Genomic DNA, 23654 nt, shown 5'->3' with positions numbered 1-23654 from the left:
CCCGGCCGGGGTGCGGCGCGAGGGGGCAGCCCTGCGGGCGGGCAGGGGCGCGGCGGAGCAGTGGTACGAACCGTCAGCGGTGTGACGGGCAGCGATGCGGCTCAGCAGTGACCATGGTCAGGCCACCGGGGTTTCGAGGAGCGGCAGCAACTGCTCCTCCTCGTAGGCCAGATGGGCCTCCAGCTCCTGGGTCAGGCGCAGCACCTCCGCGCGCGCGGCGGCCGGGTCACGCGTCGAGACCGCACGGCGCAACTCCCCGGCCAGCTCGGCGATCCGCTCGTGCTCACGGACCAGCCGTTCGCGCGCCGAAGCGAATCCGGGGTGCCGGGCGGCGAGTTGCGGGAACAGGGCGACGTCCTCGCCCTGGTGGTGGTTGTGCAGGCCCTGGCACAGGGTCAGACAGTTCACCCGCAGCTGCGCGCCCAGCGTGGACCCGTTCCCCCGGTCCAGCTCCGCCCGGATCAGGGCGAGTTCGCGCCGGAAGACGTCATGGATCAGCCGGATCGCCTCGCCCGGCGAGGCCGCGCTCACCTCCGGCGGGCCGGCCTTGGCGATCTCGTGCAGGGCGACCACCGGAATCACCCGGTCCGTCTTCTCCTGGTACTCCGCCCAGCCCGGGTCGGCCTCCACCGCCCGCGCGAAGGCCGCGTCCCGTTCCCCGCCGCGCAGGACGACCGCCTCCGCCTCGTAGGTGAACACCCCGCTCTCGACGGTCACCCGGGGGTGCGCGAGGAGATTGTGGTACCAGTCCGGGTGCCTGGGGGAGCCGCCCGCCGACGCGATCACCAGGACCCGGTCGCCGCCGTCCGGGAGGTAGCCGACCGGGGTGGTGTGCCGGGTGCCGGTGCGGGCGCCCGTCGTGGTGAGCAGGAGCATGCGGGCGCCTTCGAAAGGGCCGCTCAGGCGGCCGTGGTGGGCGCGGAACTCTTCGATGATCCGTTGGTTGACGTCATGGGGCACGCTGTGTTCTCTCTTTCTTCTCCGCGGTGGGTTTTCGTGGTGCAGAGAAGAAAACGGGCGGGCCCCTCGCCCTGCCCCGGGCCCCGTCGGCCGCGGGGACGTGCGGCCTCACTCAGAGGCCGGGCACCCAACTCGCTCACGGCCCAAGGCCGACCCGGCAGTCATGTCCCGGACGTTACCGCCTCTTCACCCACCTCCACCACCCCCTCACCCCTCGCCGACGCCGTGCGCCATGCCGCATCCTGGGCTCGATGCTTCTCTTCCTCGACATCGACGGGACGCTGCTCCCCTTCGGGGCGCCCGACCCGTATCCCGAGTACGAGCGGGACGCAAGCGTGGGTCGCCACGCGGCACCCCGCCCCCGTCCTCCTCTATCGCGTCGAGCACCGGTACGGCGTCACGGACGCGGACTTCGGCGCGCTGCGGGACTGGCTGAACACGACGGCGAGCTGAGACCGGTGCCCGGTGGTCAGGTCAGTGGAGGGTGAGGGGGGTTTCGGATGTCACTCGGGTCAGTTTCTCCGGATTGCGGACGTAGTAGAGGCCACTGATGCGGGCGCCCTCCACACGGATCGCGACGACGCCGTCGAACTCGCCGTCCACGCGCACGAGAAGCGCCGGGTTGCCGTTGACCACGGTGGCGTCGCCGGTGATCGTGACACCGGCCTTGCCGATGCGGCCGACGATGAAACGGGCCACCTTGCCGGCGCCGACGGTCGGCCGCAGCGCGGCCCTCTTGATGCCTCCGCCGTCGCTGACCATCACCACGTCGGGGGCCAGCACATCGAGGAGCCCCTGGAGATCGCCGGTTTCGAGCGCGCGCCGGAAGGCGTCAAGGGCCGCCCGGGCGGCGCTCGCGGAGACCGCCTGGCGGGGCCTGCGGGCGTCCACGTGCCGGCGGGCGCGGTGGGCGATCTGGTGGACGGCCGCGGGGCTCTTGTCGACGGCGGCCGCGATCTCGTCGTAGCCGACGCCGAAGGCCTCGCGCAGCACGAAGACGGCGCGCTCGGTCGGCGACAGCGTTTCGAGGACGAGCATCAGCGCCATCGACAGGTTCTCGGCCAGCTCGACGTCCTCCGCCACGTCCGGCGCGGTGAGCAGCGGCTCGGGCAGCCAGGGGCCGACGTACGCCTCCTTGCGGCGCTTCAGGGCGCGCAGCCGGTTGAGCGACTGCCGGGTGGTGATCCGGACCAGATAGGCGCGCCGGTCGCGCACCTGATCCAGGTCGGCCCCGACCCAGCGCAGCCAGGTCTCCTGGAGGACGTCCTCCGCGTCGGCCGCCGACCCGAGCATTTCGTAGGCGACGGTGAAGAGCAGGTTGCGGTGCGCGAGGAAGGCCGCGGTCGCCGGATCGACGTCCCGGCCGCCCGCCTCGGGTCCGCCCACGTCGGGTCCGCCCACCTCCGGTCCGTCCTCCCGCTCGGCCCGGTCGTCCACCTCCGGTCCGTTCTCCTGCTCGGCCCGCCCCGGTCGCCGAGGGCCGTCAAGCGGTGCGTGCACTGCAAGGTCCTTTCTCGTGGGTGATGTCCTCGCCGGCCGTTCGCCCGGTCCGCGACCGGGGCAGGGGTGGCGGCACCCATGGCGAGGGTGCCGCCGCCCGCACACCGTCCCGTGCCGTCCGCGCACGGCCCACCGGACCGGCCGTCGGCGCGTGCCGTGCCTAGGCCGCTCGTTCAGGGGTGGCCGGGGCCTGGGAGCGCTTGGCCCGCAGCCGCTGTGCGCGCTTGTCGTCCTTGGCCCACCAGGTGCGCACACCGGGCTTGCGCGCCTCGTACGCCAGTTGCCACACGATGCTCCTGCACACGACCTCCTTGAGCTTCGCGCCCGGGCGTCCGCCGAGGTGCAGCCCGATCGCGGTGTCGTCCCTGTGGGCGAACTGGAAGACACCGGCGCGGCGCCCCAGGCTGATGCACTGGCCGGCGAACCCCACGCTGACGGGCGCGGGCCGCCTGCCCGCGATCCGGCTGAGCACCGTCTCGGCGGCCTGCGGGCCCAACTGGATCGCCGACTGGCAGCCCATCCGGAACGGCAGGTCCGACGGCGCCGCCGAGTCACCGGCCGCGACGATGCGGATGTCGTCCACGCTCGTCAGTGTCTCGTCCGTGAGGAGGCGGCCGTCGGCATCGGTGCTCAGCCCGCTGCGCGCGGCCAGGTCCGGCACGCCGAACCCGGCGGTCCAGACGGTCACCGCGCTCGGCACCGTACGGCCGTCGTCGAGCCGCACGGCATCCCGTGTCACCGCCGTCACCTTCGTGTCGGGGCCGTCGAGCACGGTCACCCCGAGCCGGGCCAGCCGCCCGGCGACCGAGCGCCGGCCCCGGGGGTGCAGATAGGGGCCGAGCGGTCCGCCGCAGACCAGGGTCACGGTGCGGCCCTCCTCCGCCAGTTCGGCGGCGGTCTCGATGCCGCTCGGACCGGCTCCGACCACCGTCACCGCGGCCGTTGGGGGCGTCGCGTCGAGCGCCGTCCGCAGTCGCCGCGCCTCCTCAAGGCCGGCCACCGGATGGGCGAACTCGGCCGCTCCGGGCACGCGCGGGGCGGCGCTGCCGCTGCCCACCGCGTAGACCAGGTAGTCGTAGCCGTACGTACGGCCGGCCGCCGATGTCACGCTGCGCTCGGCCGCGTCGATCTGGGTCACCGTGTCGACCACCAGCCGGACGCCGCCGGCCAGGACCTTCCGGTAGTCGGCCACCGCGTCGTGGGTCCCGCTCACCAGTTGGTGCAGCCGGACCCGTTCGACGAAGTCCGGGCGCGGGTTGATCAGCGTCACCGTCACGTCGTCGCGCTGCGTCAGGCGACTGGCCGCCATGACACCGGCGTATCCGCCGCCGATCACGATCACTTCGGTGTTCCCCACCATGACGTCTCCTCCGTCCCTCGAACCACGCCCCCAAGACACCGCCCGACGACTCCCCCTGACAGCAAGTGACCCACATCACTCCAGAGCGGCCAGCTCGTCCTGCGCGAGGTCCGTGTCCCGTCAGAGTGTGTGGTGTGGCCTCGATCGGGTGCGCGATGTCGCGGCGTCGGCGGAGGAACCACGGCTGGGTCGCGACGCGCAGAGGGTTTCGTCGGGGAAGCCGGCGTACGAACTCGGCGTGGAAGCCCAGGTGGCCTTCTCGTTGCCGGACATGGCCAGGCGGCGCCAGTGGATACCCGTTGGCATGGTGCGGACCCGACCTGCTGTGCTTGCGGTGAGGCGGAACGAACACGCCCTCCCCGTCCCGCGCATCCGCAGCCAGCCGCCGGCGTGCGCGGAAGTCCACTGATCGGCTCGGAGGTCTCATGCCCCTGAAGATGGAATTGGTCGCGATAACACTCGATTGCCCTGATCCGCTGGCTCTGGCGGCGTTCTACCAGCAGGCCACCGGCTATGAACCGCACCCGAAGTCGGACGCCGAGTTCGCCGGTCTCAACCGTGAGGACGGACTCTTCATCGGATTCCAGCGGGTCGAGGACTACCGGCCTCCGAGCTGGCCGGACCAGATCGTTCCCCAGCAACTGCACATCTGCTTCAAGGTCGCGGAGAGCCTGGACGAGGCCGAGGCCCGGCTGCTGGAGCTGGGCGCGGGCAAGCCGGATCACCAGCCGCACGGGGACAAGGCGCGGGTCCTCACCGATCCCGCCGGCCATCCCTTCTGCATCCTCACGCGCTGATCACCGGGTCAGCGGGCTGAAGCGAACAGGCCGACGGCCGGACACCTGGTCGGTGGGTGTGGGTGGTGTGGTGGGGTGCACTTTTGCAAGCGGGTGCTTGCAATTGTTAGCGGGAGTGGGGCAAGGTGGACGTATGGCATCGCTCAACGTCGGCAACCTCGGGGAGTACCTGCGCGAGCAGCGCCGCAACGCGCGGCTCTCGCTCCGGCAGCTCGCCGACGCCGCCGGCGTGTCCAATCCGTATCTGAGCCAGATCGAGCGCGGGCTGCGCAAGCCGAGCGCGGAGGTGTTGCAGCAGGTCGCCAAGGCCCTGCGGATCTCCGCGGAGACGCTGTACGTCCGCGCCGGAATCCTCGACGCCGAGCGGGACCGCGACGAGGTGGAGACGCGCGCCGTCATCCTCGCCGACCCCACCCTCGACGAACGGCAGAAGCAGGTGCTGCTGCAGATCTACGAGTCCTTCCGCAAGGAGAACGGATTCCGGGGCGAAGGCGGCGCCACCGACGGCGGCGCAGGAGCCGGCCGCGGTGCGGTGGACGCGCGGGCGGGTGCCGACGGGAGCGACGGACGCGAAGACCCGCACGGTGACATCGCCGTGCGGGACACCCGCACGGACGACGGCAGTGACGCCGACCCGCAGCGGACGGCCGGTTGAGCCGGACCAGGGCACCGGCCGCCCCGCCGCGGGACCACACAACCCTCAGCCGAACGTGAATCCGGGAGGACCATCACCATGGCCATCACCGACGATCTGCGCAAGACCCTCAGCGATCCGACCCCGCTGTACTTCGCCGCCGGCACCGCGGACCTGGCCCTCCAGCAGGCCAAGAAGGTCCCCGGCCTGGTGGAGCAGCTGCGCAGCGAGGCCCCGGCCCGTATCGAGGCCGTGCGCAACACCGACCCGAAGGCCGTGCAGGAGCGGGCCGCCCTGCGGGCCAAGGAAGCGCAGGAAACCCTCCAGAGCAAGGCCAGGGAAGCCCAGGTGAGCCTTCAGGCCAAGGTCAACGAGCTCTTCGGCACCCTCGACGGCGACCTGAAGAAGCTCGGCAGCACCCTCGACGCCGATCTGAAGAAGCTCGGCGAGTCCGCTCAGGACCTCGCCCTGCGCGGCGTCGGCGTCGCCGCCGAGTACGCCGTCAAGGCCCGCGAGACCTACGAGAAGGTCGCCGAGCACGGCGAGCAGGCGGTGCGGACCTGGCGCGGCGAGGCCGCTGAGGAGATCGAGGACCTGGCCGTCGCCGTCGAGCCGGAGCCGCAGCGGGTGACGGTCAAGGCCGAGCCGAAGCCCGCCGCGGCCCAGGCCGCGCCCGCGCCCGCGCCGGCGAGGAAGCCGGTGGCGAAGAAGGCCCCGGCCGAGAAGGCGCCCGCGGAGCGGACCCCGGCCCCGAAGACGTCTCCGGCCCAGAAGGCGTCCCCGGCCCAGCGGGCCACCGCCCCGGTCGACAAGCCGTCCCCGGCCCAGAAGACCTCCCCGGCCCAGAAGCCGGCGGTCAAGAAGAGCACGCCGCCGGCCAAGTAAGGGGCGTTCTCGCGCACGGGCCGGGCACCCTTGGGGTGTCCGGCCCGTTGTACGGGTACGGTTGCCGCGTAGGAGTCGGGAAAGAACGGGCGGTGGGCGACATGCTGATGTTGGGCTTCGCGGGGTTCCTGGGGCTGCTGAAGATCGTCCTGATGGCCCTGGCCGCGTTCGGGCTGTTCGACGCGGCGTTCCGCCGTGAGGACGCCTTCCGCGCGGCCGACAAGCAGAACAAGGTGTTCTGGCTGATCATCCTCGCCATCGCGCTGGTGGTGAGCTACCTGTTCTCGATCCTGTCGTTCCTGCCGGTCATCGGCGTGATCGCGAGCATCGTCTACATCGTGGATGTGCGGCCCGCGCTCAAGCAGGTGTCGGGCGGCAGCGGCTGGGGCCGCCGCCGCGGCGGAAGCAGCAGCGACGGTCCGTACGGCCCGTACAACGGCGGCCGCTGACCATCGCGTCCCGACGCGCCCCGGCCGCCGGGGCTACGACCGCCGGGTCCTGCGGCTGACCCGCCCGCGCCATGACCGCCGCCCACCACGGTCCTGGGTGCCTGTACGGGTGTGCTGCGTACGACGGCGGCGACCAGGCGACACCGAGGTGGTCGGCGTACGGGCGACGCCACGCCGGCTACGGCGGGAACCGGCACATCGCCACGCCGGGCACGGAGGCCACGCCGGGCACGGAGGCCACGTAGGGGCACGCGCCGCCCGGGAGCGGCGTCGTCACGGCTGTGGGGTTCGGTCCAGCAGGAGTACCGCCACGTCGTCCGTCAGTTCTCCGCCGTTGAGGTCGCGGACCTCGTGGACCGCGGCCCGCAGCAGGTTCTCGCCGCGCAGGCCCTCGGCGAACTGGCGGCGGATCATGCTCACCATCCCGTCCTGCCCGAGGCGTTCCCCGCCCTTTCCGATCCGGCCCTCGATCAGACCGTCGGTGTAGAGCATCAGGCTCCACTCCGCACCCAGCTCCACCTGCATGCGCGGCCAGCGGGCGCCGGGGAGCAGGCCGAGCGCGGGGCCGTTGTTGTCGTACGGCAGCAGCCGAGCCGGGCAGTCCGGGCGGGCGAGCAGCGGGGAGGGGTGGCCGGCCAGGCACAGGCCCGCCCAGCGGCCGTCGGGGGAGATGTCCACCGTGCACAGCGTCGCGAAGATCTCCTCGTCCGAGCGCTCGTGCTCCAGCACCTGCTGGAGCGTGCCGAGCAGTTCGTCGCCGCACAGTCCGGCCAGCGTCAGCGCCCGCCACGCTATGCGCAGCTCCACGCCGAGCGCGGCCTCGTCGGGGCCGTGGCCGCTGACGTCGCCGATCATGGCGTGCACCGTGCCGTCGGGCGTGCGTACGGTGTCGTAGAAGTCACCGCCGAGCAGCGCGCGCGAGCGGCCGGGGCGGTAGCGGGCGGCGAAGCGCAGCGACGAGCCCTCCAGCAGGGGCGTCGGCAGCAGGCCGCGCTCCAGACGGCGGTTCTCCTGGGCGCGCAGCCGCCCCTCGGCGAGCCGCCGCTCGGCCGATTCGGAACGCTTGCGCTCCACCGCGTAGCGGATGGCCCGGCTCAGCAGCCGGCCGTCCAGTTCGTCCCGGAAGAGGTAGTCCTGGGCGCCCACGCGCACCGCCTCGGCGCCGCGCTCGGCGTCGTTGGACGCGGTCAGGGCGAGGACGGCGTGCCGGGGTGCGAGTTCCAGGACGTGCTTGAGCACGGCCAACTCGTCGTCACCGTCACCGTCGCCGGACCGGCCGGGCGCCGGGAGCGCGAGGTCCAGCAGGATGCAGTGGACGTCGTCGGTGAGCAGCCGTCCGGCCTCGGTGAGGTTGCGGGCGGTGCGCACGCGGATCGGCTTGCCGGCCGAGTCCAGCAGTTCGGGCACGATCGGCGAACCGGCCGGATCGTCCTCGATCAGCAGCAGGGTCAGGGTGGCGCCGGCCGAGGCCGGGGCGCCGGCTTCCCTTCGGTGGGCCTCTTCCTTGAGGGGGCCGCCGACGGCCGACCCGGCCTGCGCCTGACCACTCTCCGCGGCCGGGATGGCTCTCTGCCGCGGTACGGGTACGGGCATGGTGTTGGGTTCCTTCCCTCCCCCCGAGGGCACGGCGGGGCGAGGGACCTCGACCCACCCGACGGGGACCATAGCGGTACTGGCCGCCGCAACGGAATGGTGTGAGCCGCGTCGCTCCGCCTCAGGCCACTGTCATATGCCGCGTTCCGTACCGCAGTTGGACACGGTGGGCCTCCCGGCGGAATGACGAAGCTCACGTCCCACCGAGGTTTGCCCAACCGGGACGCGTGCGCTGCATCACATGCCCCGCCCCCCGCCCCCTCGATGCCAGGGGCCCTCGCCCTCCGCTCACGCGCCCGACGCCCGTCCCACCGACCCCGCGCGCCGACGCCCGCCGCACCCCGCCTGCGCGCCCGTCGCACCGGGTCCGCGCGCCCGGCGCCCGTCGCACCTGGGCTCACGCGCCCGACGCCCGCCGCACCCCGCTTACGTGCTCGGCATCCCCTTGCTCCCGTTTACGCGCCCGGGGCGCCATGCGGGCCTACGCGCACGAAGTCCCCCGCGCCCGGCTTACGTGCCCGACGCCTTCCGCGCCCCGCTCGCGCGCCCGGGGCTCTCGCCCCTCCGCTGACGCGATAGGTGCCCGCCGCGCCCGGCTTACGCGCCCGGGCCCCGCGCGCCCCGCTCGCGCGCCCGGGGTCCTCGCCCTCCGCTCACGCGATCGGCGTCCGCCGCGCCCGACTTACGCGTCAGCGGGGCCCCTCGCGCCCCGCTGACGCGGCCGGTGTTCCTTGTCCCCGCTTACGTGCCCGAGGCATCCGCGTCCGGGCGTACCACGCCCAGGATGGGCATGGAGCCGGCGCCCGCGATCGTCACGGTTCGTCCGGGGCGGGGGGCGTGGACGATCGCGCCGTCGCCCACGTACATCCCGACGTGGCTGGCGTCGTCGAAGTAGATGATGAGGTCGCCGGGGCGCATGTCCGCGACCTCGATGTGCCGGAGCTGCTTCCACTGCTCCTGCGAGGTGCGCGGGACGGGCCGGCCGGCCGCCGCCCATGCCTGGGACGTCAGGCCCGAGCAGTCGAATGTGTCCGGACCCTCCGCGCCCCACTCGTACGGCTTGCCGATCTGGGCCGAGGCGAACGCGACGGCCTTCTTGCCCTGCGCGGACGCCTTGCCGGTGATCTCCGTGAGTATCCCGGTGTCCAGCCAGGCGGTCTGCGCCCGGTACGCGGCCTGCCGCTCCAGCTCGGCCAGCCGCTTCTTCTCCTGCTTCTCCAGCTGGGATTCCAGCTTCTCCGCGGCGGCGATCTGCCGCTTGATCTTCTTCTTGGCGGCGGCCTTCGCCTTGCGGCCCGCCTCCAGTTTCTCCCACTGGGCGGAGGCGTCCTTCGCGTACTGCTCCAAGTCATGCTGCGTACGGGTCATTTCGCCGAGCAGACCCTTGGTGGCCCGCTGGCCCTGGAGCACCCGCCCCGCGCCGTTCAGGAACTGCTGCGGGTCGTCGCTCAGCATCAGCCGGGCCTCCGGCGGCAGCCCCCCGGTGCGGTACTGGGCGCGCGCCGCGGCACCCGCGCGGTCCTTCAAGTCGTCCAGTCTGCGCTGGCCTTGGACGATCTTCCGGGCCAGCTCGACGATCTCGGTGGACTGCTCCTTCGCCTTCTCCTCGGCCGCGTTGTAGGCGTCGGTGGCCACCGCCGCGTCGTGGTAGAGCCGGTCGAGCCTCTTGCGGACGGCCTCCAGGTCCCTGTTGGGCGGAAGGCTCGGGGCGTTCGACGGCGAGGCGGTGGCGGACGGCGTCGGCGAGGGGTTCGCGAGCGCCGTGCCGGGCGTCGCCAGCACGGTGATCGCGCAGACCACGACCACTGCCGTCGTGGTCAGGCCGCGCTTGCCCGTTTCCATACCATGCACCCCAAACTGATTTACCGTCAGTAACTTGTGCGCAGGGGGGATCGTGCCATGTCGCGGCGTAAAGCGACAGAGGGGTACTTGGCGAGTCCTGCCCTCTTTCCCGCTCGATCACGACGATCTCCCGTCTTTGTGACGAACGACTCACGTAGATCGTTCCTCACCCCGCATAGTGCCGCGCACCTTCGCTCGCACCGGGTCACGGCACGCGGAACGGGGGCAGCTCGGTGCGGCGTTGACGCCCTTTCGATAGCCGACGGCCGACGAATATCAGCTGTTCATACCGGCCCCCCGCCACCCGCCAGGCCCCCTGGCTCTGGAGGTGTCGCTGCCCGCCTCGCCTGGTCTCGGGCGTCAACGCGCCCTGCTGCCGCGCCCCCTGATCCAGGCCGCCGATCCGGCCCGGTGCGCTGATACCCGTATGGTCCCCAACACCGGTGCATCTGCGCCCGGTTGGCCCGTAGTGCCGTCGCCGGCTTGGGCACCTGGCGCCGTCCCCCTACCCCCGAGGGGCCAACGCGCTCCACTTCACCGTTACTTCGCCCTGTCGCCAGCGCGGTGGTGAGTCCGTGACCGGCCAGTCGGTCGTCAGGTCCCGTATCGCTCGGATCCACCGCTGCCGGGCGCCATAGGCGGCGTAGGGCGCGGCGGCGGCCCAGGCGCGGTCGAAGTCGCGCAGGAAGGCGTGCACCGGCTCGCCGGGCACATTGCGGTGGATGAGCGCCTTCGGGAGGCGTTCGGCGAGGTCGGACGGGCGCTCAAGGGAGCCGAGCCGGGTCGCGAAGGTGACCGTCCGCGGGCCGTCCGGGCCGAGCGCCACCCACACGTGCCGCCGCCCGATCTCGTCGCAGGTGCCCTCGACGAGCAGCCCGCCGCGGGAGCGGCCGTCGGCCGGGGCGAGCCGCGCGCACAGCCGCGTCCAGACGTCGGCCACTTCGGCCTCGTCGTACTGGCGCAGCACGTTGGCGGCCCGGATGAGGTGCGGGCGCCGGGGCACGGGGACCTCGAAGCCGCCGTGCCGGAAGCGCAGCCCGGCGCGCTCGTACGGCTTGGCCGCCGCGACCCGGGCCGGTTCGATCTCGACGCCGACCACCTGCGTGCGGGGCGCGACGGCGCGCAGCCGGCCAAGCAGTTCGACGGTGGTCCAGGGCGCGGCCCCGTAGCCGAGGTCGACGGCCACCGGGTCGGCGGCGCGCCGCAGTTCGGCGCCGTGCGTGGCGGCGATCCAACGGTCCATGCGGCGCAGGCGGTTCGGGTTGGTGGTCCCGCGTGTCACCGTCCCCACGACGGGGCCGCCCCCGTTCGGGCGAAGCCGAGAGCGGGGGAGGGCGGCGGCGCGGGCTGTCATGCGTACGAGGGTAAGCGCGCCCGCGGATAGCCACGCATTCCGGTATCGAACGGTTCAGCGATCACGGGTAATGGTTGGGTAAAGCCTGCGATCGGGAAGATGATCGGGAAATGGAGCAGCCCCCTCCGCTGTTGCACCACCTTGAAGGGCGCACCACGTCCTGCGAACGGCATGCCCGCGACGAGGAGGAACGCCACGTGAGCCAGTACGTCAGCAGGCTCGGGCGTCGCTCACCGGCCACGCCCCCGCGGCTGCGACTGCACCGCAGACCCCGCCGCGTGGCCATGCTCTCCGTGCACACCTCACCGCTCCACCAGCCCGGCACCGGCGACGCCGGCGGCATGAACGTCTACATCGTGGAGCTGGCGCAGCGCCTCGCCGCGATCAACATCGAGGTGGAGATCTTCACCCGGGCCACCGCGGGCGGCCTCGCGCCGACGGTCCAGCTCGCCCCCGGCGTACTCGTCCGGCACGTCGACGCGGGCCCCTACGAGGGCCTGGCGAAGGAAGACCTCCCGGCCCAGCTGTGCGCCTTCACCCACGGCGTGATGCAGGCGTGGGCGGGCCACCGCCCCGGCCACTACGACCTGGTCCACTCCCACTACTGGCTCTCCGGCCACGTCGGCTGGCTGGCCGCCCAGCGCTGGGGCGTGCCCCTGGTGCACGCCATGCACACCATGGCCAAGGTCAAGAACGCCAACCTGGCCGAGGGCGACACCCCGGAGCCCGCCGCCCGGGTCATCGGCGAGACGCAGATCGTCACCGCCGCCGACCGGCTGATCGCCAACACGGCCGAGGAGGCGGGTGAACTCGCGCGGCACTACGCCGCCGACCCGGCGAGGGTCGCCGTGGTCCACCCGGGCGTGAACCTGGAGCGCTTCCTTCCGGCCGACGGCCGCGCCGCCGCCCGCGCCCGCCTCGGCCTGCCGCAGGACGCCCTGGTGCCGCTGTTCGCGGGCCGCATACAGCCCCTGAAGGCCCCCGACGTGCTGCTGCGCGCCGTGGCCGTCCTCCTCGACGAGTGCCCCCGGCTGCGGTCGCGGATCGTCGTGCCGGTGGTCGGCGGGCCCAGCGGCAGCGGCCTCGCCAAGCCCGAGGGGCTGCAGAAACTCGCCGCCAGGCTCGGCATCGCCGATGTCGTGCGGTTCCGTCCGCCCGTCGGCCAGGAGCGGCTTGCCGACTGGTTCCGGGCCGCCTCGGTGCTGGTCGTGCCGTCGTACAGCGAGTCCTTCGGGCTGGTCGCGATAGAGGCGCAGGCGGCCGGTACGCCCGTGCTCGCGGCCTCGGTCGGCGGGCTCCCGGTGGCGGTGCGCGACGGCGAGACCGGTTTCCTGGTGCGGGGCCACGACCCGGCCGACTACGCGCGCGTGCTGCGCCGTTTCGCCGAGGACCCGGCGCTGTCCGCCCGCATGGGCGCCGCCGCGGCCCGGCACGCGCAGTGCTTCGGCTGGGACACCGCGGCCGCCGCCACCGCCGACGTCTACACGGCCGCGACCCAGGCGTACCGCCGTCGCGTACGCTCGCCCCATGGGTGAGGCTTCACAGCAGCGGGCGGCGCAGGTCATCGAGGGCGCACTGAAGGACGCCGAACTGGAGTGGGAGAGCCCCGAGTCGGGCACCTACGTGGTCAAGCTCCCCGGCACCCGCAAGCTGTCGACGACGGTCTCCCTCATCGTCGGCCGCCACTCCCTGTCGCTCAACGCGTTCGTGATCCGCCACCCCGACGAGAACGAGGCGGCCGTCCACCGCTGGCTCCTGGAGCGCAACCTCAGGCTGTACGGCGTGAGTTACGCCGTCGACCCGCTCGGCGACATCTACGTCACCGCCCGGCTGCCGCTGTCCTGCGTCACCGCCGAGGAGACCGACCGCCTGCTCGGCCAGGTCCTGGAGGCCGCGGACGGCAGCTTCAACACGCTTTTGGAACTCGGCTTCGCCTCCGCGATCCGCAAGGAGTACGCCTGGCGGGTGTCCCGGGGCGAGTCGACCCGGAACCTGGACGCGTTCGCCCACCTCACGCAACGCCCGACCGACTGACCCCGACGGGCGGACCGCAGGACTCTGGTTCTCTGCCGCAGGTCGTCGTACGCCCGCGCGGCCCGTACGACGCTCAGCGCGCGCTGAGGCGGTAGCGCCCCGGGGTGACGCCCACCAGCCGCTTGAAGTGCCGGGTCAGATGGGCCTGGTCGTAGAACCCGGTCACCGAGGCCACCTCGCCCGCCGCCCGCCCGTCGAGCAGCAGTCGGCGCGCCCGCTCGACCCGGCGTGACATCAGGTACTGGTGCGGCGCGATCCCGTAGGCGGAGCTGAACGCCCGTACCAGATGCGCCGGATGGGCGTACAGCAGCCGCGCCGCCTCCTCAAGGCCGATGCCGTGCGCGATCCGCTCGTCCAGCAGCTCCCGCAGGGAACGGGCCAGCGCGGGATCCCGCCGGGCCGGCGCCGCCCCGAGCCGGGGCCGCAGATGGGCCCGCAGCCGTTCCTCGACGAGCGTCAGCCGGCTCTCCGCCTCCAACTCGTCGCCCGGCCGCGCGAGCGCGCCGTGCACCTGTCCGACGCGCCGGCGCAGCAGCGGATCGCGCAGGTCGGGGCCGTCGACCGCGGGGCCGATCAGATCGTCGCCGAGCCGCGAGGCGTCGAGGTAGAGGACGCGCTTGCGGAAGCCGTGCGGGGTGGCGGGGGAGCCGTTGTGCGGGACGTGCGGCGGCAGCAGCGAGACCGTGTCGTGCGGGGTGCCGTGCTCATGCCGGTCCAGGTCGTAGCGGACGGCGCCGTCGTCGACGATCAGCAGCGTCCATGCCTGGTGGACGTGCATCGGGTACGCGTACTCGGTGAAACGCGCATGGAAGACCTCCACGACACCCGGGACCCGCGGGCGCCAGGCGGAGACTTCCGGACGCACGGCCATGCAAAGAACGTACAAGACGCCGTCGTGGGCCGCCGGGCAGTCTCACTGCATGAGCACGCAGAGCCCGGAACCCGTCCGTTTCGACACAAAGATCGCCGTACTGCTCCGCGCCGACCTGGAGCCCTGGCAGCGCCTGAACGTCACCGCGTTCCTGGTCAGCGGCCTCGGCGCGCAGGCGCCCGAGGTGATCGGGGAGCCCTACGAGGACGCGGACGGCGTGCGCTACCTGCCCATGTTCCGCCAGCCGGTCCTGGTCTTCGAGGGCACCAAGGAGACGCTGACCAACGCCCACGGCCGGGCCCTGACCCGCGCGCTGCCCCGGGCCGTGTTCACCTCGGACCTGTTCGGCACGGGCAACGACCGGGACAACCGCGCGGCCGTCAGGGCGGTGCCCACGGCGGAACTGGACCTCGTGGGGCTCTCGGTGTACGGGCCGCGCAACGCGGTCGACAAGGTGCTCAAGGGTGCCCGCATGCATCCGTGACGGCGCCGAAGGGGGGTGCGCTTGTGAAGGTGCCGAAGGGGCACGCGTGAACCCGTGTGCGGAAGGGGCGTGCGGGCACACGTGAAGGGTGCTGAATGGGCGGGCCAGGCACCGTGAAGGCTGAAGGGGCGTGCACCCGTGAGGGTGGTGAAGCGGTGTGCAGGCGCCCGGGAAAGTGCTGAAGGCGCGGGCCGGCGCTCGTGGCGCACGCCGGCCCGGTTTCCGGATCAGACCGCGCGGACCGGATCAGGCGGCGCGGACCTCGGATTCGCTGCCGTTGGGCGCGGGGGAGGGCGGCGCGGGCTGTTCGGCGGGCAGCCGCCGCATCAGCAGCCCGTACCCGAGTGCCGCGGCCGTACCGACGAGGGCGCACATCCCCCACAGCCACTCCGCGCCGAAGCGGTCGATGACCAGGCCGGACATCAGGGGCGCGACCAGCGCCGCGACGGACCACGACAGCGTGTACATGCCCTGGTAGCGACCGCGTCCGTGCACCGGCGACAGGCGCACCACCAGACCCGTCTGGGTGGGCGCGTTCACGATCTCGGCCAGCGTCCACACGCACACGGTGAGCGCGAACACACCGACCGACCCGGCGAACGCGGTGAGCCCGAAGCCGTACCCGGCGATCAGCGAGGAGACCACGAGCAGCCGCCGCGGGTCCCGGTGCTCGATGAAGCGGGTCACGGGGATCTGCAGGGCGACGATCAGCACGCCGTTGACGGCGATCGCCATGCCGTAGTCGGCGGGCGAGAACCCGGCCGAGCCCATCGCCACCGGCAGTCCGACCGAGCCCTGCTGGAAGACTACCGCGACCAGGAAGGACAGCCCGACGACGGCCATGAACCGCCCGTCGCGCAGCACGGTCCGCAGACTCACCTCGTCCGTGCGGCCCCGGCCGCCCCGCTCGCCGGCCTTCTCGCCGGCCCGGACCGGCCGCGACTCGGGCAGCTTGACGAACACGACGACCGCGCAGACGGCCGTCATCGCCGCCTCGATCAGGAAGCCGGCCAGATAACTGACCTCGGCGATGAAGCCCGCACCCATGGAGGAGACGGCGAAGCCCAGGTTGATGGCCCAGTAGTTCAGGGAGAACGCCCGGACCCGGTCCTCGGGCCTGACGATGTCCGCCATCATCGCCTGCACGGCGGGCCGCGAGGCGTTGGAGGCCATGCCGACGAGGAAGGCGACGGCGGCGATGGCGGCGGGGTCGCGCATGAACCCGAGCAGCGCCACCGAGGCGGCGGTGGCCGACTGCGCGATGAGCAGCGTCGGCCGCCGCCCCAGCCGGTCGGCCATCACGCCGCCGCCGAGGGAGGAGACCACCCCGCCCAGCCCGTGCAGCGAGGCGACCAGACCCGCGTACGACGCGCTGTACCCCTCGTGCACAGTCAGGTAGAGCGCCATGTACGTGGCGACGAAGCCACCGAGCCGGTTGACGAGGGTGCTGGTCCACAGCCACCAGAACTCCCGGGGCAGCCCGGACACGGTCTGCCGGGCGGCGCGTCTGAGTGCGGCGACGGACATGGACGGACCCCCCGATGTAAGCGGCTAAAGCATTGATCGCAACTTACGAGAGCGCCGCCGATGAGGGCCACTCAATTAACAGATGCCGTCAACCGTCCGGCTTCCGGGCGCTTCCGCGGGGGGCCGAATGCGTGGATTACGCTCTAAGGCATGGCCGACGCACCGTACAAGCTGATCCTGCTCCGCCACGGCGAGAGCGAGTGGAACGCGAAGAACCTGTTCACCGGTTGGGTGGACGTCAATCTCAACGAGAAGGGCGAGAAGGAGGCGATCCGCGGCGGTGAGCTGCTCAAGGACGCCGGCCTGCTGCCCGACGTGGTCCACACGTCCCTCCAGAAGCGCGCGATCCGCACCGCGCAGCTCGCGCTGGAGGCCGCCGACCGCCACTGGATCCCGGTCCACCGCTCCTGGCGCCTGAACGAGCGCCACTACGGCGCGCTCCAGGGCAAGGACAAGGCGCAGACGCTCGCCGAGTTCGGCGAGGAGCAGTTCATGCTGTGGCGCCGCTCGTACGACACCCCGCCGCCCCCGCTGGCGGACGGCGCGGAGTTCTCCCAGTCGGACGACCCGCGCTACGCGTCCATCCCGCCGGAGCTGCGGCCGAAGACGGAGTGCCTGAAGGACGTCGTCGTCCGCATGCTCCCCTACTGGTACGACGGCATCGTCCCGGACCTGCTCGCCGGCCGCACGGTCCTGGTCGCCGCCCACGGCAACAGCCTGCGCGCCCTGGTCAAGCACCTGGACGGCATCTCGGACGCCGACATCGCGGGCCTGAACATCCCCACGGGCATCCCCCTGTCCTACGACCTGGACGAAAACTTCAAGCCCCTCACCCCCGGCGGCACCTACCTCGACCCAGCCGCAGCGGCAGCAGCCATCGAGGCAGTAAAGAACCAGGGCAAGAAGAAGTAACGCGAGCCAGAAAAGCCCCCTGCCTGCGGTTTTCCCGCGCGCAGGGGGTTATTTGTTGCACCTGGGCCGTCGCTGGGCCGTGAAAGGAATCCGGGGCCGCTGTCAAGCCTCCCCATGGGCCTCAGTGGTGGGCTACGTGACCGGTATGCTGATGCCACCTCACCTAAACCTCCCTCGAACTCGATGTGGCGGCACGCGAGTTCCAGACTCCGGCCCGAGAAGCGGGTCGGTTGGAGGAGGAGGGAGGTGGTAGAGGTGAGTCTTGAGAAGGACAAGCCTCGCAAGTGGTCCGGTGCCGAGAAGTGGCAGGTCTGGCTTGCGGGGGTCGGCCTACTCGTGGCCATCGCTACTGGCGTGATGCAGTTCGCTCGATGAGCGAGTCACGCGCGAGTACGGTCGGGATCGGGCGCTGTACGCACAGCGAGCCCGGTCTGCTCTCACGCGACCGGGCTCGCTGACTGCGCGAGGGCCTGGATCTGGTTGCCGCCGGATCCGGGTCCTCGGTCGTTCTGCACTCTGCTAGCTGCTGAGAAGCGATCTAGAGCCAAGTAGAGCTATCTGTAATCTCTCACGCACTGCTAATTCAATCAACTTTGTGAGCCTACGCGTGCTCTAGATCTCTCGTCTCTACTTGAACATCCACCCCGAACTGTTCGCCAGTGACTACCAGGAACAGTTGTATCTCTGATCGTTGCGGAATGGTCATCCCCGCTGATCGAAGACGGCAGTCACTGCCTTACGGGTGCGCTCCTGACTGGACGGCATGAGGTGCGCGTACACGCGGAGCGTCAGGCCGGGGTCCGAGTGGCCGAGGTACTCGGCGAGGGCCTTGATGTTCTCCCCGGCGTCCAGGAGCACCGAGGCGTAGAAGTGGCGGAGGGCATGCATGCCGTTCTCTCGTGACTCGGCATACGACTCGCCAGGCTTCCGCTCAGGGATCACCCCGGCGCTCGCGAGAGCACGCTTCCACACCTCCTCGTTGAGCGACGTACGCCAGACGTGCCCGCCACGCGGCCCGGTGAAGATCAGCCGCTTGGTCACCGGAGGTCCGTCGGCCACCTTCCACGGCAAGGTGATCTCGACCGGCGGGAACCGCTTCATGTGGGCCCGCAGTGCATCAGCGACCGGCGCGGGAAGCGGTACGTCTCGCAGCTTGCCGCCCTTGGGCGGAGCGAACACCGCCTTGCTCCGACTCAGTTTGAGCTGCTGGACGACGTGAAGTGTGTCCGATTCGAAGTCGATGGCGTCAACGGCGACGCCGAGGATCTCGCCTTGGCGGAGCCCGCAGCCGCCGCCCAGGTCTACCATGGCTTGGAAGCGCTCGGGCATGCCGGCCCGGACGGCGAAGAGCCGTTCCGTTGTCCAGGGGGCGACCCGCTTTGTGTCGACCGTGGGCGGCCGGACCGAGCGGGCTGCGCACGGGTTGCGCGGAAGGTGTCCGTCGTCCACCGCCGCACTCAGAGCGGCACGAACGTTGGAGTAGATCGTGCGGGCGTACGAGCCCCGGACACCGTTCTCCTGGAGCTTCCGCACCCAGTCGCGGATATGGGCGGGCTGGAAGGAGCCGAGCGGACGCGATCCCAGATGAGGGAAGGCGTGCAGGCGGAGTTGCGACTCCATCGAGGCCTGTGTGTTGGGGTCCGCCCCCTGCGTCTCCACCCAGGTTTCTGCGTACCGCTGGAAGGTGATACGTGCCGCGCGCGGGTCGATGTACTGCCCGCGCGCCATGTCCGCCTCGATGTGGGCGAGCCACTGTTCGGCGAGTCGCTTTTGCCGGTCGGGGAAGCTCTTGGACTTCTCCGTGCCGTCCGGACCGACGTACCGGGCCCGGTAGCGCAGGCCGGTGCCGTAGCGCTCGGTCTTGACCTTGCGGTTCCTGCCGTCCTGTCCGGCCTCGGTTCTGTACCAGCGATCTTGGATGTGTCCGGCCATCAGGCAGCCGCCCCCTCACGCTGCGAGTCCACCCAGGCCCGAACGTCGGCCGGATCGAAGCGCAGGTGCCGACCTACACGGAAGCCAGGAGGCCCAGTGCGCTTGCGGCGCCACTGGTAGACCGTCTCGACGCTGGGCAGCTCGAACATCTCCACCAGGTCCTCGGGGGTCAGATACCGCGCGGGCAGGGCGCGCGGTTCGGTGGCCACGTCGGCGAGGGCGAGGGGTCGGCTAGCCACGGGTGGGTTCTCCTTCCGTTCCGGGGGTTGGTTCGAGGGATGCGGACAGCCAGGCTTCGGCGTCGGAGAGGCCAGTGCCGGCGAAGACCCAGTGCGCGAGGACGTACGTCGTCTCGGGCGCGTTGTCGGGTGCTGTGGCTGCTGCTGCCGCTTGTGCTCGGCGCCATTCGGCGCGGGCGTTGCGGAGGGCGCCGAAGGTGGTGGAGTAGCGGCGGGATTTGGTGGAGAAGTGGCCGCGGAAGCCGAGCATGTGGGCCCAGGCGCGCAGACGGAGGTGTTCGAGGTCTTTGCGGACGCCGAGGGTCCAGGCGGTTCGGATGAGGCGGCGGGCGTGGTCGCTGATGTCGAGTTGGGCGAGTTCGGCGGCGAACTTCAGCGGGCGGTCGAGGGCGCCCGTGGCTGTCTCGGCGCCCTTGGTGGCGTACTTGGCGATGTAGGCCGCTACGGCCCGTTCGGTGAGTTCCTGGCCGTCGTTGAAGTCGGCGGATCGGATGGTGCGGACGTCGAGTTGACGGCCGAAGGTGAAGGTGTGGGTGCGACCGTCGAGGGTCGGCCCGTCGACGCGGACCTTGGAGGCAGCGGCGTCGATGGCGTCGGTGAGCAGTTCAGCGGTGGCCCAGGGCGGGGGGGCGGGGTGTCGCCGCCTGTCGGGCCGTCGAGGCGGATGACCGCGTGGAAGTGGACGGCACCGCGCTTCTGGTACTCGGCGACCTTGGCGAAGGAGCCGCGGGCGTGGTCGCGTAGACGGCGCTGTGACAGTCCCGCGCGCTTGGCGACCTCCCGGCGGAGGTAGATCGAGAAGCGGCGCCAGAGGGCGCCCGCGTGGGCGTTCCAGAGGACGGCAGCGTTGTAGTCATAGGTGTCGGGGTCGAGCGGGGTGCCGAGGGCGTCGTCGTCCTGGTCGTGGTGGGTGCCGCAGCGGCAAGGGCGGCCGTCGGTGCGGCGGTTGTGGACCGGGCCGAAGCCGGGTGCAGTGAAGGTGGCGAAGACGCGGGGGTGGGTGGCGACGTGTTCGGGGGTGCCCTTGCCGCCGCGGAGTCCGGCGGTGATGAGGTGGAAGGTGTCGCGGCGGTAGACCTCGGCGCAGGCGGGGCAGCGGGTGGTTCGGCGGTTGTTGCAGCGGACGAGGAGTTGGCCGGCGGGCAGGTCGGTGTAGTTGAGGTGCTGGAGGATGCGGCCGATCTCGCCCGTCGTGGTGTCGACGTCGTATTCGGTGCGGTGGCCGTCGAGGCGGATCGGGTTGGTGCAGCCGCCGAGGCCGGAGAGCTGACGGAGGATACCGGGCAGGGCGCCGCCTACGGCGAGGTTGGTGAGTTCGCGCAGCGGGGGCGAGGTAGTGCGGGTGAAGATGGCTGTCTCCTTCTGACTGGAACGGTCAGGAGCGATGGGCCCCGGGGCGGCCGGATGCTCGGCGGTGTCGTGGCCGCCCCAGGGGTCGGGCAGAGGGATCAGCGCCGGTTGTGGTCGCGCAGCAGGGAGCGCAGGACCACGGCGGCGATGGCCACGGAGATGGCCGAGACGGCGACGGCGGCCAGGAGCGCGGTGAGGACCACGCCACCCGTGAGCACGGCGACGACGGCGCCGGTACTGACGGACACGGCCGGAAGCGCGGAGCGCCGGACGGGGGCCGGGTCGGTCGGGGTGTGGGTGTGCGCGGGCGGCGGGGTGGGATTGTCGGGGTACTTGGGCAGGAACACGGCCAGGTTCTCCTTATCTACTCGTCTAGTCATGTGAGCCGTTTATGACGTCCACGCCGGAGCGCGTACCGGTCTCGATGGCGGGGGCCAGGAAGGTGTGGGAGAGCCAGAAGCCGAAGAGGGCGACCAGGACGACGACCCAGGCGCGGACGCCCAGGAACCTGACGGCGCCCCAGGCGAAGAAGCCGAGTACGACGGCCAGCGGCAGACTGACGGTCACGGTTTTCGGGGTCCCTTCAGCGGACGGGGCAGCGGTGGGTGCGGGCGGCGAGTTCGGCGGCGGCGCGGCTGTCGTAGTCGGCGGAGAAGCCGCAGCGCGGGGCGGTGCAGGCGGCGGTGTGCTTCTCGCGGCCCCGGGCGTCGTAGGCGGTGCCGACCTGCACGGGGCCGATGCGGATCACGTTGCGGAAGCGGCGGTTGGCGGTCATGGTCAGTCCTCCTGTCGCAGGCTGGAGCCGGGGAATTCGGTCAGGATCCGGGCAGCTTCGGCAGCGTCCGACATGCGTTCGGCGGCCTCTTCGGCGAGGAGCCGGGCCAGTGTCGGGCGCCCGGTGTCGGCCATCTGGCGAGCTGCGTCGAGGTAGTCGGCGGCTGTGTTGAAGCAGAAGAGCGGCATGGTTCCTCCTGTTCAAGCGAGTTGGGCGGCGATGGCTTCGGCCATGGGCGCCGGGACGCCGAGGCGAGCGCGGAGGGTTGGGGTGTCGATCGCGGTACCGGTGCGGGTGTGGTGTTCGGCGGCGATCTTCCGGGCGTGGTTGACCAGGGCGGCCGGGACTGGGACGGGCGGGTGTTCCGGCAGCGCCTCGATGGCGGGTTGGACAGGTGGTGGGGCGGGGGTGGCTTCGGGCTCGTGCTCCTGGTCCTCGATGACGTCGGCGCTGATCTCGTCGGTGGCGGCTTTCGGCGCTGAGTGGGCGAGGAGGGTGCCGCCGAGGAAGGCGACGGCGGGCCATCCGGCGACGAGGATTCGCAGCCAGGCGGGGACGTCGTCCAGGTCGAGGAGGCCGGCGGTGGCGATGTTCGCGCCGAGGGATGCGACGAGGGCGATGACGAACCAGCACCAGGCCGCCGCTTTGGCCGTCTCGGAGCGGAGTCGACGCCATGCGGCGACGAGCAGCAGGTCAACGCTGATCGGGTAGGCCCAGGCTTTCCACCCGTCCTGTCCGGCCGCCATGGCTACGTCATGGAGGTGGGCGAAGGACAGCGCGGCAGCAATGAGCGCCTGGACCAACACCGCGTCGACACGGCCGAGGTGGACGCGCACGGTCCGGCTCCTTTCGGTTTCGGGCATGGGAGGGGTAGGGACTTGGCGTGAGGCGGTCACGCCGACCGATGTGAGGGAGGGACGACGGTCAGTCGGTCACGGGACGCGGCTGGACGGCCGGGGCCGGAGCTTCGACCGGGTGTGCGGGCACGTCGGGTCGGAAGAGCTTGAGTGAAGGCAGGTTGGGCACCAGGTGCGCCGCCTCCCGGCAGGTCTTGGCGGCATCGCCGAGGGAGAGGTACGGGGTGCGGATGCGGGACCAGCCGCCGGAGGTGTCGCCCGCGACGGCGAGGCCCGGCATCTCAGGAGCGATGGCACAGGCGGCGTAGACGGCTTCGGGGGCGATGTCGCCGAGGGCCATCTTGGCGGAGGCTTCGTCGTTGACGCGGTGGCAGACTCGGCCGGTGAGCTGGGCCCGGAGCATGGTGGCGCCCTTGCCGAGTTCGGCGCCGAAGCGCTGCCCGCAGACTTCCAGGTAGATGCCGGCCGCGCGGCCGAGTTGGGCGAGGCGGATGAGCTGGGTGACCATCTCGTCCCGCCGTTCCTCGTCCTTGCGGGTGGCGGTGAGGAAGAGTTCGGCCACCTCGTCGACGAACAGGACGATGGGCACGGGGCGTTCGCTCTCAGGCAGGCCCCAGACGTCGGAGGTGATCTCCTCGTCCGGGGTGCTGGGCGCGACGCCCTGCCTTTCCTTGATCAGGTCGTAGCGGTCCTCCATTTCCTTGACGAGGACGGGCAGGAGTTCGGCGGCTTCGTCCGGGTCGGTGGCGAGTGCCGAGAGCCGGGCTGCGAACGGCGCCAGTTCCACGCCCCGCTTGCAGTCGATACCGACGAGGGCGACGGGCTGAGAGGCGAGTCCGGCAATGAGGTGCCGGAGGTACATGGACTTACCCGACAGCGTGGCGCCGAGGGTGAGTTGGTGAGGAACGGTTCGGTAGTCGCGCACGAAGGGCATGGCATCCTCGCGCAGCGCCACGGGCACCTTGAGGAATCCACCGCCGGTCTTGCGGGGCATGCGTACCTGCCGCAGGACGTCGTAGCCGACGAGCCGCAGTTCCACGACACCCGGCTTGACCGTCGTGACGTAGACGGCGTGGACACCCCAGGCGTGCCGCAGCCGTTCGGCCGAGGCGGCGACGTCGGCGGGTTCCTGCCCCGGAGGGAGCCGGAGGCGAAGCCGCAGCCCGGTTGAGGTGGGACGCAGGATGCCCCGGTGGGGCGGGACCGCCCGGACCTCCCGCCGGGTGGTGGCCTTGACGGCGAGAATGCGCAGCCGGGAGGGCGCGACGGTCAGGCCGCAGGCTTCCATGACGGAGCCGT

At 71.6% G+C, this 23654-nt stretch carries 24 protein-coding genes and 1 pseudogene; 8 read left to right on the top strand and 17 right to left on the bottom strand.

Annotation, left to right across the window (positions count from 1 at the left end; translation table 11 throughout):
- Positions 1–117: 117 nt before the first annotated feature.
- The 3 genes from AC27LF_RS35260 to AC27LF_RS35250 form a co-directional block, all read right to left on the bottom strand.
- Positions 118–960, bottom strand: a complete 843-nt coding sequence (locus tag AC27LF_RS35260) for a nitroreductase/quinone reductase family protein (RefSeq protein WP_479660363.1) — start codon at positions 958–960, stop codon at positions 118–120.
- Between the two features lie 474 nt (positions 961–1434).
- The gene (locus tag AC27LF_RS35255; protein ID WP_479660418.1) at positions 1435–2361 is read right to left on the bottom strand and encodes an RNA polymerase sigma-70 factor; all 927 of its coding nucleotides are present in this window, start codon (positions 2359–2361) and stop codon (positions 1435–1437) included.
- A gap of 259 nt (positions 2362–2620) precedes the next feature.
- On the bottom strand, positions 2621–3820 hold the full coding sequence (locus AC27LF_RS35250) for an NAD(P)/FAD-dependent oxidoreductase (RefSeq protein WP_479660362.1): 1200 nt from the start codon (positions 3818–3820) through the stop codon (positions 2621–2623).
- A gap of 425 nt (positions 3821–4245) precedes the next feature.
- Here AC27LF_RS35250 and AC27LF_RS35245 point away from each other — a divergent pair, with 425 nt between their 5' ends.
- The 4 genes from AC27LF_RS35245 (at position 4246) to AC27LF_RS35230 (ending at position 6585) form a co-directional block, all read left to right on the top strand.
- Complete coding sequence (locus AC27LF_RS35245) at positions 4246–4617, top strand: VOC family protein (RefSeq protein WP_479660361.1); 372 nt, start codon at positions 4246–4248, stop codon at positions 4615–4617.
- 133 nt (positions 4618–4750) lie between these two features.
- Positions 4751–5272 (top strand): helix-turn-helix domain-containing protein, encoded by a 522-nt coding sequence (locus AC27LF_RS35240; RefSeq protein ID WP_479660360.1) that lies wholly within the window; start codon positions 4751–4753, stop codon positions 5270–5272.
- Between the two features lie 78 nt (positions 5273–5350).
- Entirely contained in the window at positions 5351–6136 is a 786-nt protein-coding gene (locus tag AC27LF_RS35235) for an ATP synthase subunit B family protein (protein ID WP_479660359.1), read from the top strand.
- Positions 6137–6237: 101 nt separating this feature from the next.
- Complete coding sequence (locus AC27LF_RS35230) at positions 6238–6585, top strand: DUF2516 family protein (protein WP_351734894.1); 348 nt, start codon at positions 6238–6240, stop codon at positions 6583–6585.
- A gap of 273 nt (positions 6586–6858) precedes the next feature.
- On the opposite strand, the gene AC27LF_RS35225 is transcribed toward AC27LF_RS35230, so the two are convergent.
- The 3 genes from AC27LF_RS35225 to AC27LF_RS35215 all read right to left on the bottom strand — a co-directional run bounded on the left by AC27LF_RS35225 (position 6859) and on the right by AC27LF_RS35215 (position 11374).
- A complete protein-coding gene (locus tag AC27LF_RS35225) occupies positions 6859–8178 on the bottom strand; it encodes a PP2C family protein-serine/threonine phosphatase (RefSeq protein ID WP_479660358.1) in 1320 nt (439 codons plus the stop codon).
- A gap of 741 nt (positions 8179–8919) precedes the next feature.
- Entirely contained in the window at positions 8920–10020 is a 1101-nt protein-coding gene (locus tag AC27LF_RS35220; RefSeq protein WP_479660357.1) for a C40 family peptidase, read from the bottom strand.
- Positions 10021–10525: 505 nt separating this feature from the next.
- A complete protein-coding gene (locus AC27LF_RS35215) occupies positions 10526–11374 on the bottom strand; it encodes a class I SAM-dependent methyltransferase (protein WP_479660356.1) in 849 nt (282 codons plus the stop codon).
- 197 nt (positions 11375–11571) lie between these two features.
- Between AC27LF_RS35215 and mshA the strand changes: the two genes are divergently transcribed.
- Both mshA and AC27LF_RS35205 read left to right on the top strand, forming a co-directional pair.
- Positions 11572–12909 (top strand): D-inositol-3-phosphate glycosyltransferase, encoded by a 1338-nt coding sequence (gene mshA / locus AC27LF_RS35210; protein WP_479660417.1) that lies wholly within the window; start codon positions 11572–11574, stop codon positions 12907–12909.
- Positions 12902–13408: a type III secretion system chaperone family protein gene (locus AC27LF_RS35205; RefSeq protein WP_404034119.1), complete on the top strand. Its 507-nt coding sequence runs from the start codon at positions 12902–12904 to the stop codon at positions 13406–13408. The genes mshA and AC27LF_RS35205 overlap by 8 nt, the downstream gene beginning before the upstream one ends.
- Before the next feature lie 73 nt (positions 13409–13481).
- Here AC27LF_RS35205 and AC27LF_RS35200 read toward each other — a convergent pair whose 3' ends face one another.
- On the bottom strand, positions 13482–14279 hold the full coding sequence (locus tag AC27LF_RS35200; RefSeq protein WP_479660355.1) for a helix-turn-helix transcriptional regulator: 798 nt from the start codon (positions 14277–14279) through the stop codon (positions 13482–13484).
- A gap of 49 nt (positions 14280–14328) precedes the next feature.
- On the opposite strand from AC27LF_RS35200, the gene AC27LF_RS35195 reads away from it, so the two are divergent.
- Entirely contained in the window at positions 14329–14763 is a 435-nt protein-coding gene (locus AC27LF_RS35195) for a DUF2000 family protein (protein ID WP_479660354.1), read from the top strand.
- Between the two features lie 246 nt (positions 14764–15009).
- On the opposite strand, the gene AC27LF_RS35190 is transcribed toward AC27LF_RS35195, so the two are convergent.
- Positions 15010–16290, bottom strand: a complete 1281-nt coding sequence (locus tag AC27LF_RS35190) for an MDR family MFS transporter (protein WP_479660353.1) — start codon at positions 16288–16290, stop codon at positions 15010–15012.
- Between the two features lie 150 nt (positions 16291–16440).
- Here AC27LF_RS35190 and AC27LF_RS35185 point away from each other — a divergent pair, with 150 nt between their 5' ends.
- Positions 16441–17202, top strand: a complete 762-nt coding sequence (locus AC27LF_RS35185) for a phosphoglyceromutase (RefSeq protein WP_479660352.1) — start codon at positions 16441–16443, stop codon at positions 17200–17202.
- 702 nt (positions 17203–17904) lie between these two features.
- Here AC27LF_RS35185 and AC27LF_RS35180 read toward each other — a convergent pair.
- The 9 genes and pseudogenes from AC27LF_RS35180 to AC27LF_RS35140 all read right to left on the bottom strand — a co-directional run.
- The gene (locus AC27LF_RS35180; protein WP_479660351.1) at positions 17905–19134 is read right to left on the bottom strand and encodes a tyrosine-type recombinase/integrase; all 1230 of its coding nucleotides are present in this window, start codon (positions 19132–19134) and stop codon (positions 17905–17907) included.
- A complete protein-coding gene (locus AC27LF_RS35175; protein WP_479660350.1) occupies positions 19134–19373 on the bottom strand; it encodes a helix-turn-helix domain-containing protein in 240 nt (79 codons plus the stop codon). The genes AC27LF_RS35180 and AC27LF_RS35175 overlap by 1 nt, the downstream gene beginning before the upstream one ends.
- Positions 19366–20609: pseudogene (locus AC27LF_RS35170) on the bottom strand (replication initiator). The gene AC27LF_RS35175 and the pseudogene AC27LF_RS35170 overlap by 8 nt, the downstream one beginning before the upstream one ends.
- 212 nt (positions 20610–20821) lie before the next feature.
- Positions 20822–21070 carry a SpdD protein gene (locus tag AC27LF_RS35165; protein WP_479660416.1) on the bottom strand — a complete coding sequence of 83 codons (249 nt, stop codon included), beginning with the start codon at positions 21068–21070 and terminating at the stop codon, positions 20822–20824.
- A 25-nt stretch (positions 21071–21095) separates the two neighbouring features.
- Positions 21096–21290, bottom strand: a complete 195-nt coding sequence (locus AC27LF_RS35160) for a hypothetical protein (protein WP_479660349.1) — start codon at positions 21288–21290, stop codon at positions 21096–21098.
- 16 nt (positions 21291–21306) lie between these two features.
- On the bottom strand, positions 21307–21498 hold the full coding sequence (locus AC27LF_RS35155; protein WP_383085181.1) for a mobile element transfer protein: 192 nt from the start codon (positions 21496–21498) through the stop codon (positions 21307–21309).
- Between the two features lie 2 nt (positions 21499–21500).
- Positions 21501–21686, bottom strand: a complete 186-nt coding sequence (locus AC27LF_RS35150; protein WP_479660348.1) for a hypothetical protein — start codon at positions 21684–21686, stop codon at positions 21501–21503.
- Positions 21687–21698: 12 nt separating this feature from the next.
- Complete coding sequence (locus tag AC27LF_RS35145; protein ID WP_479660347.1) at positions 21699–22334, bottom strand: DUF2637 domain-containing protein; 636 nt, start codon at positions 22332–22334, stop codon at positions 21699–21701.
- Positions 22335–22422: 88 nt separating this feature from the next.
- A partial coding sequence (locus tag AC27LF_RS35140) for an FtsK/SpoIIIE domain-containing protein (protein WP_479660346.1) occupies positions 22423–23654 on the bottom strand: 1232 nt, incomplete at its 5' end.

The organism is Streptomyces diversicolor, from assembly GCF_057537855.1.
Note: the sequence above shows the minus strand (reverse complement) of the source record. Positions and strands in the feature narration are given on the sequence as shown.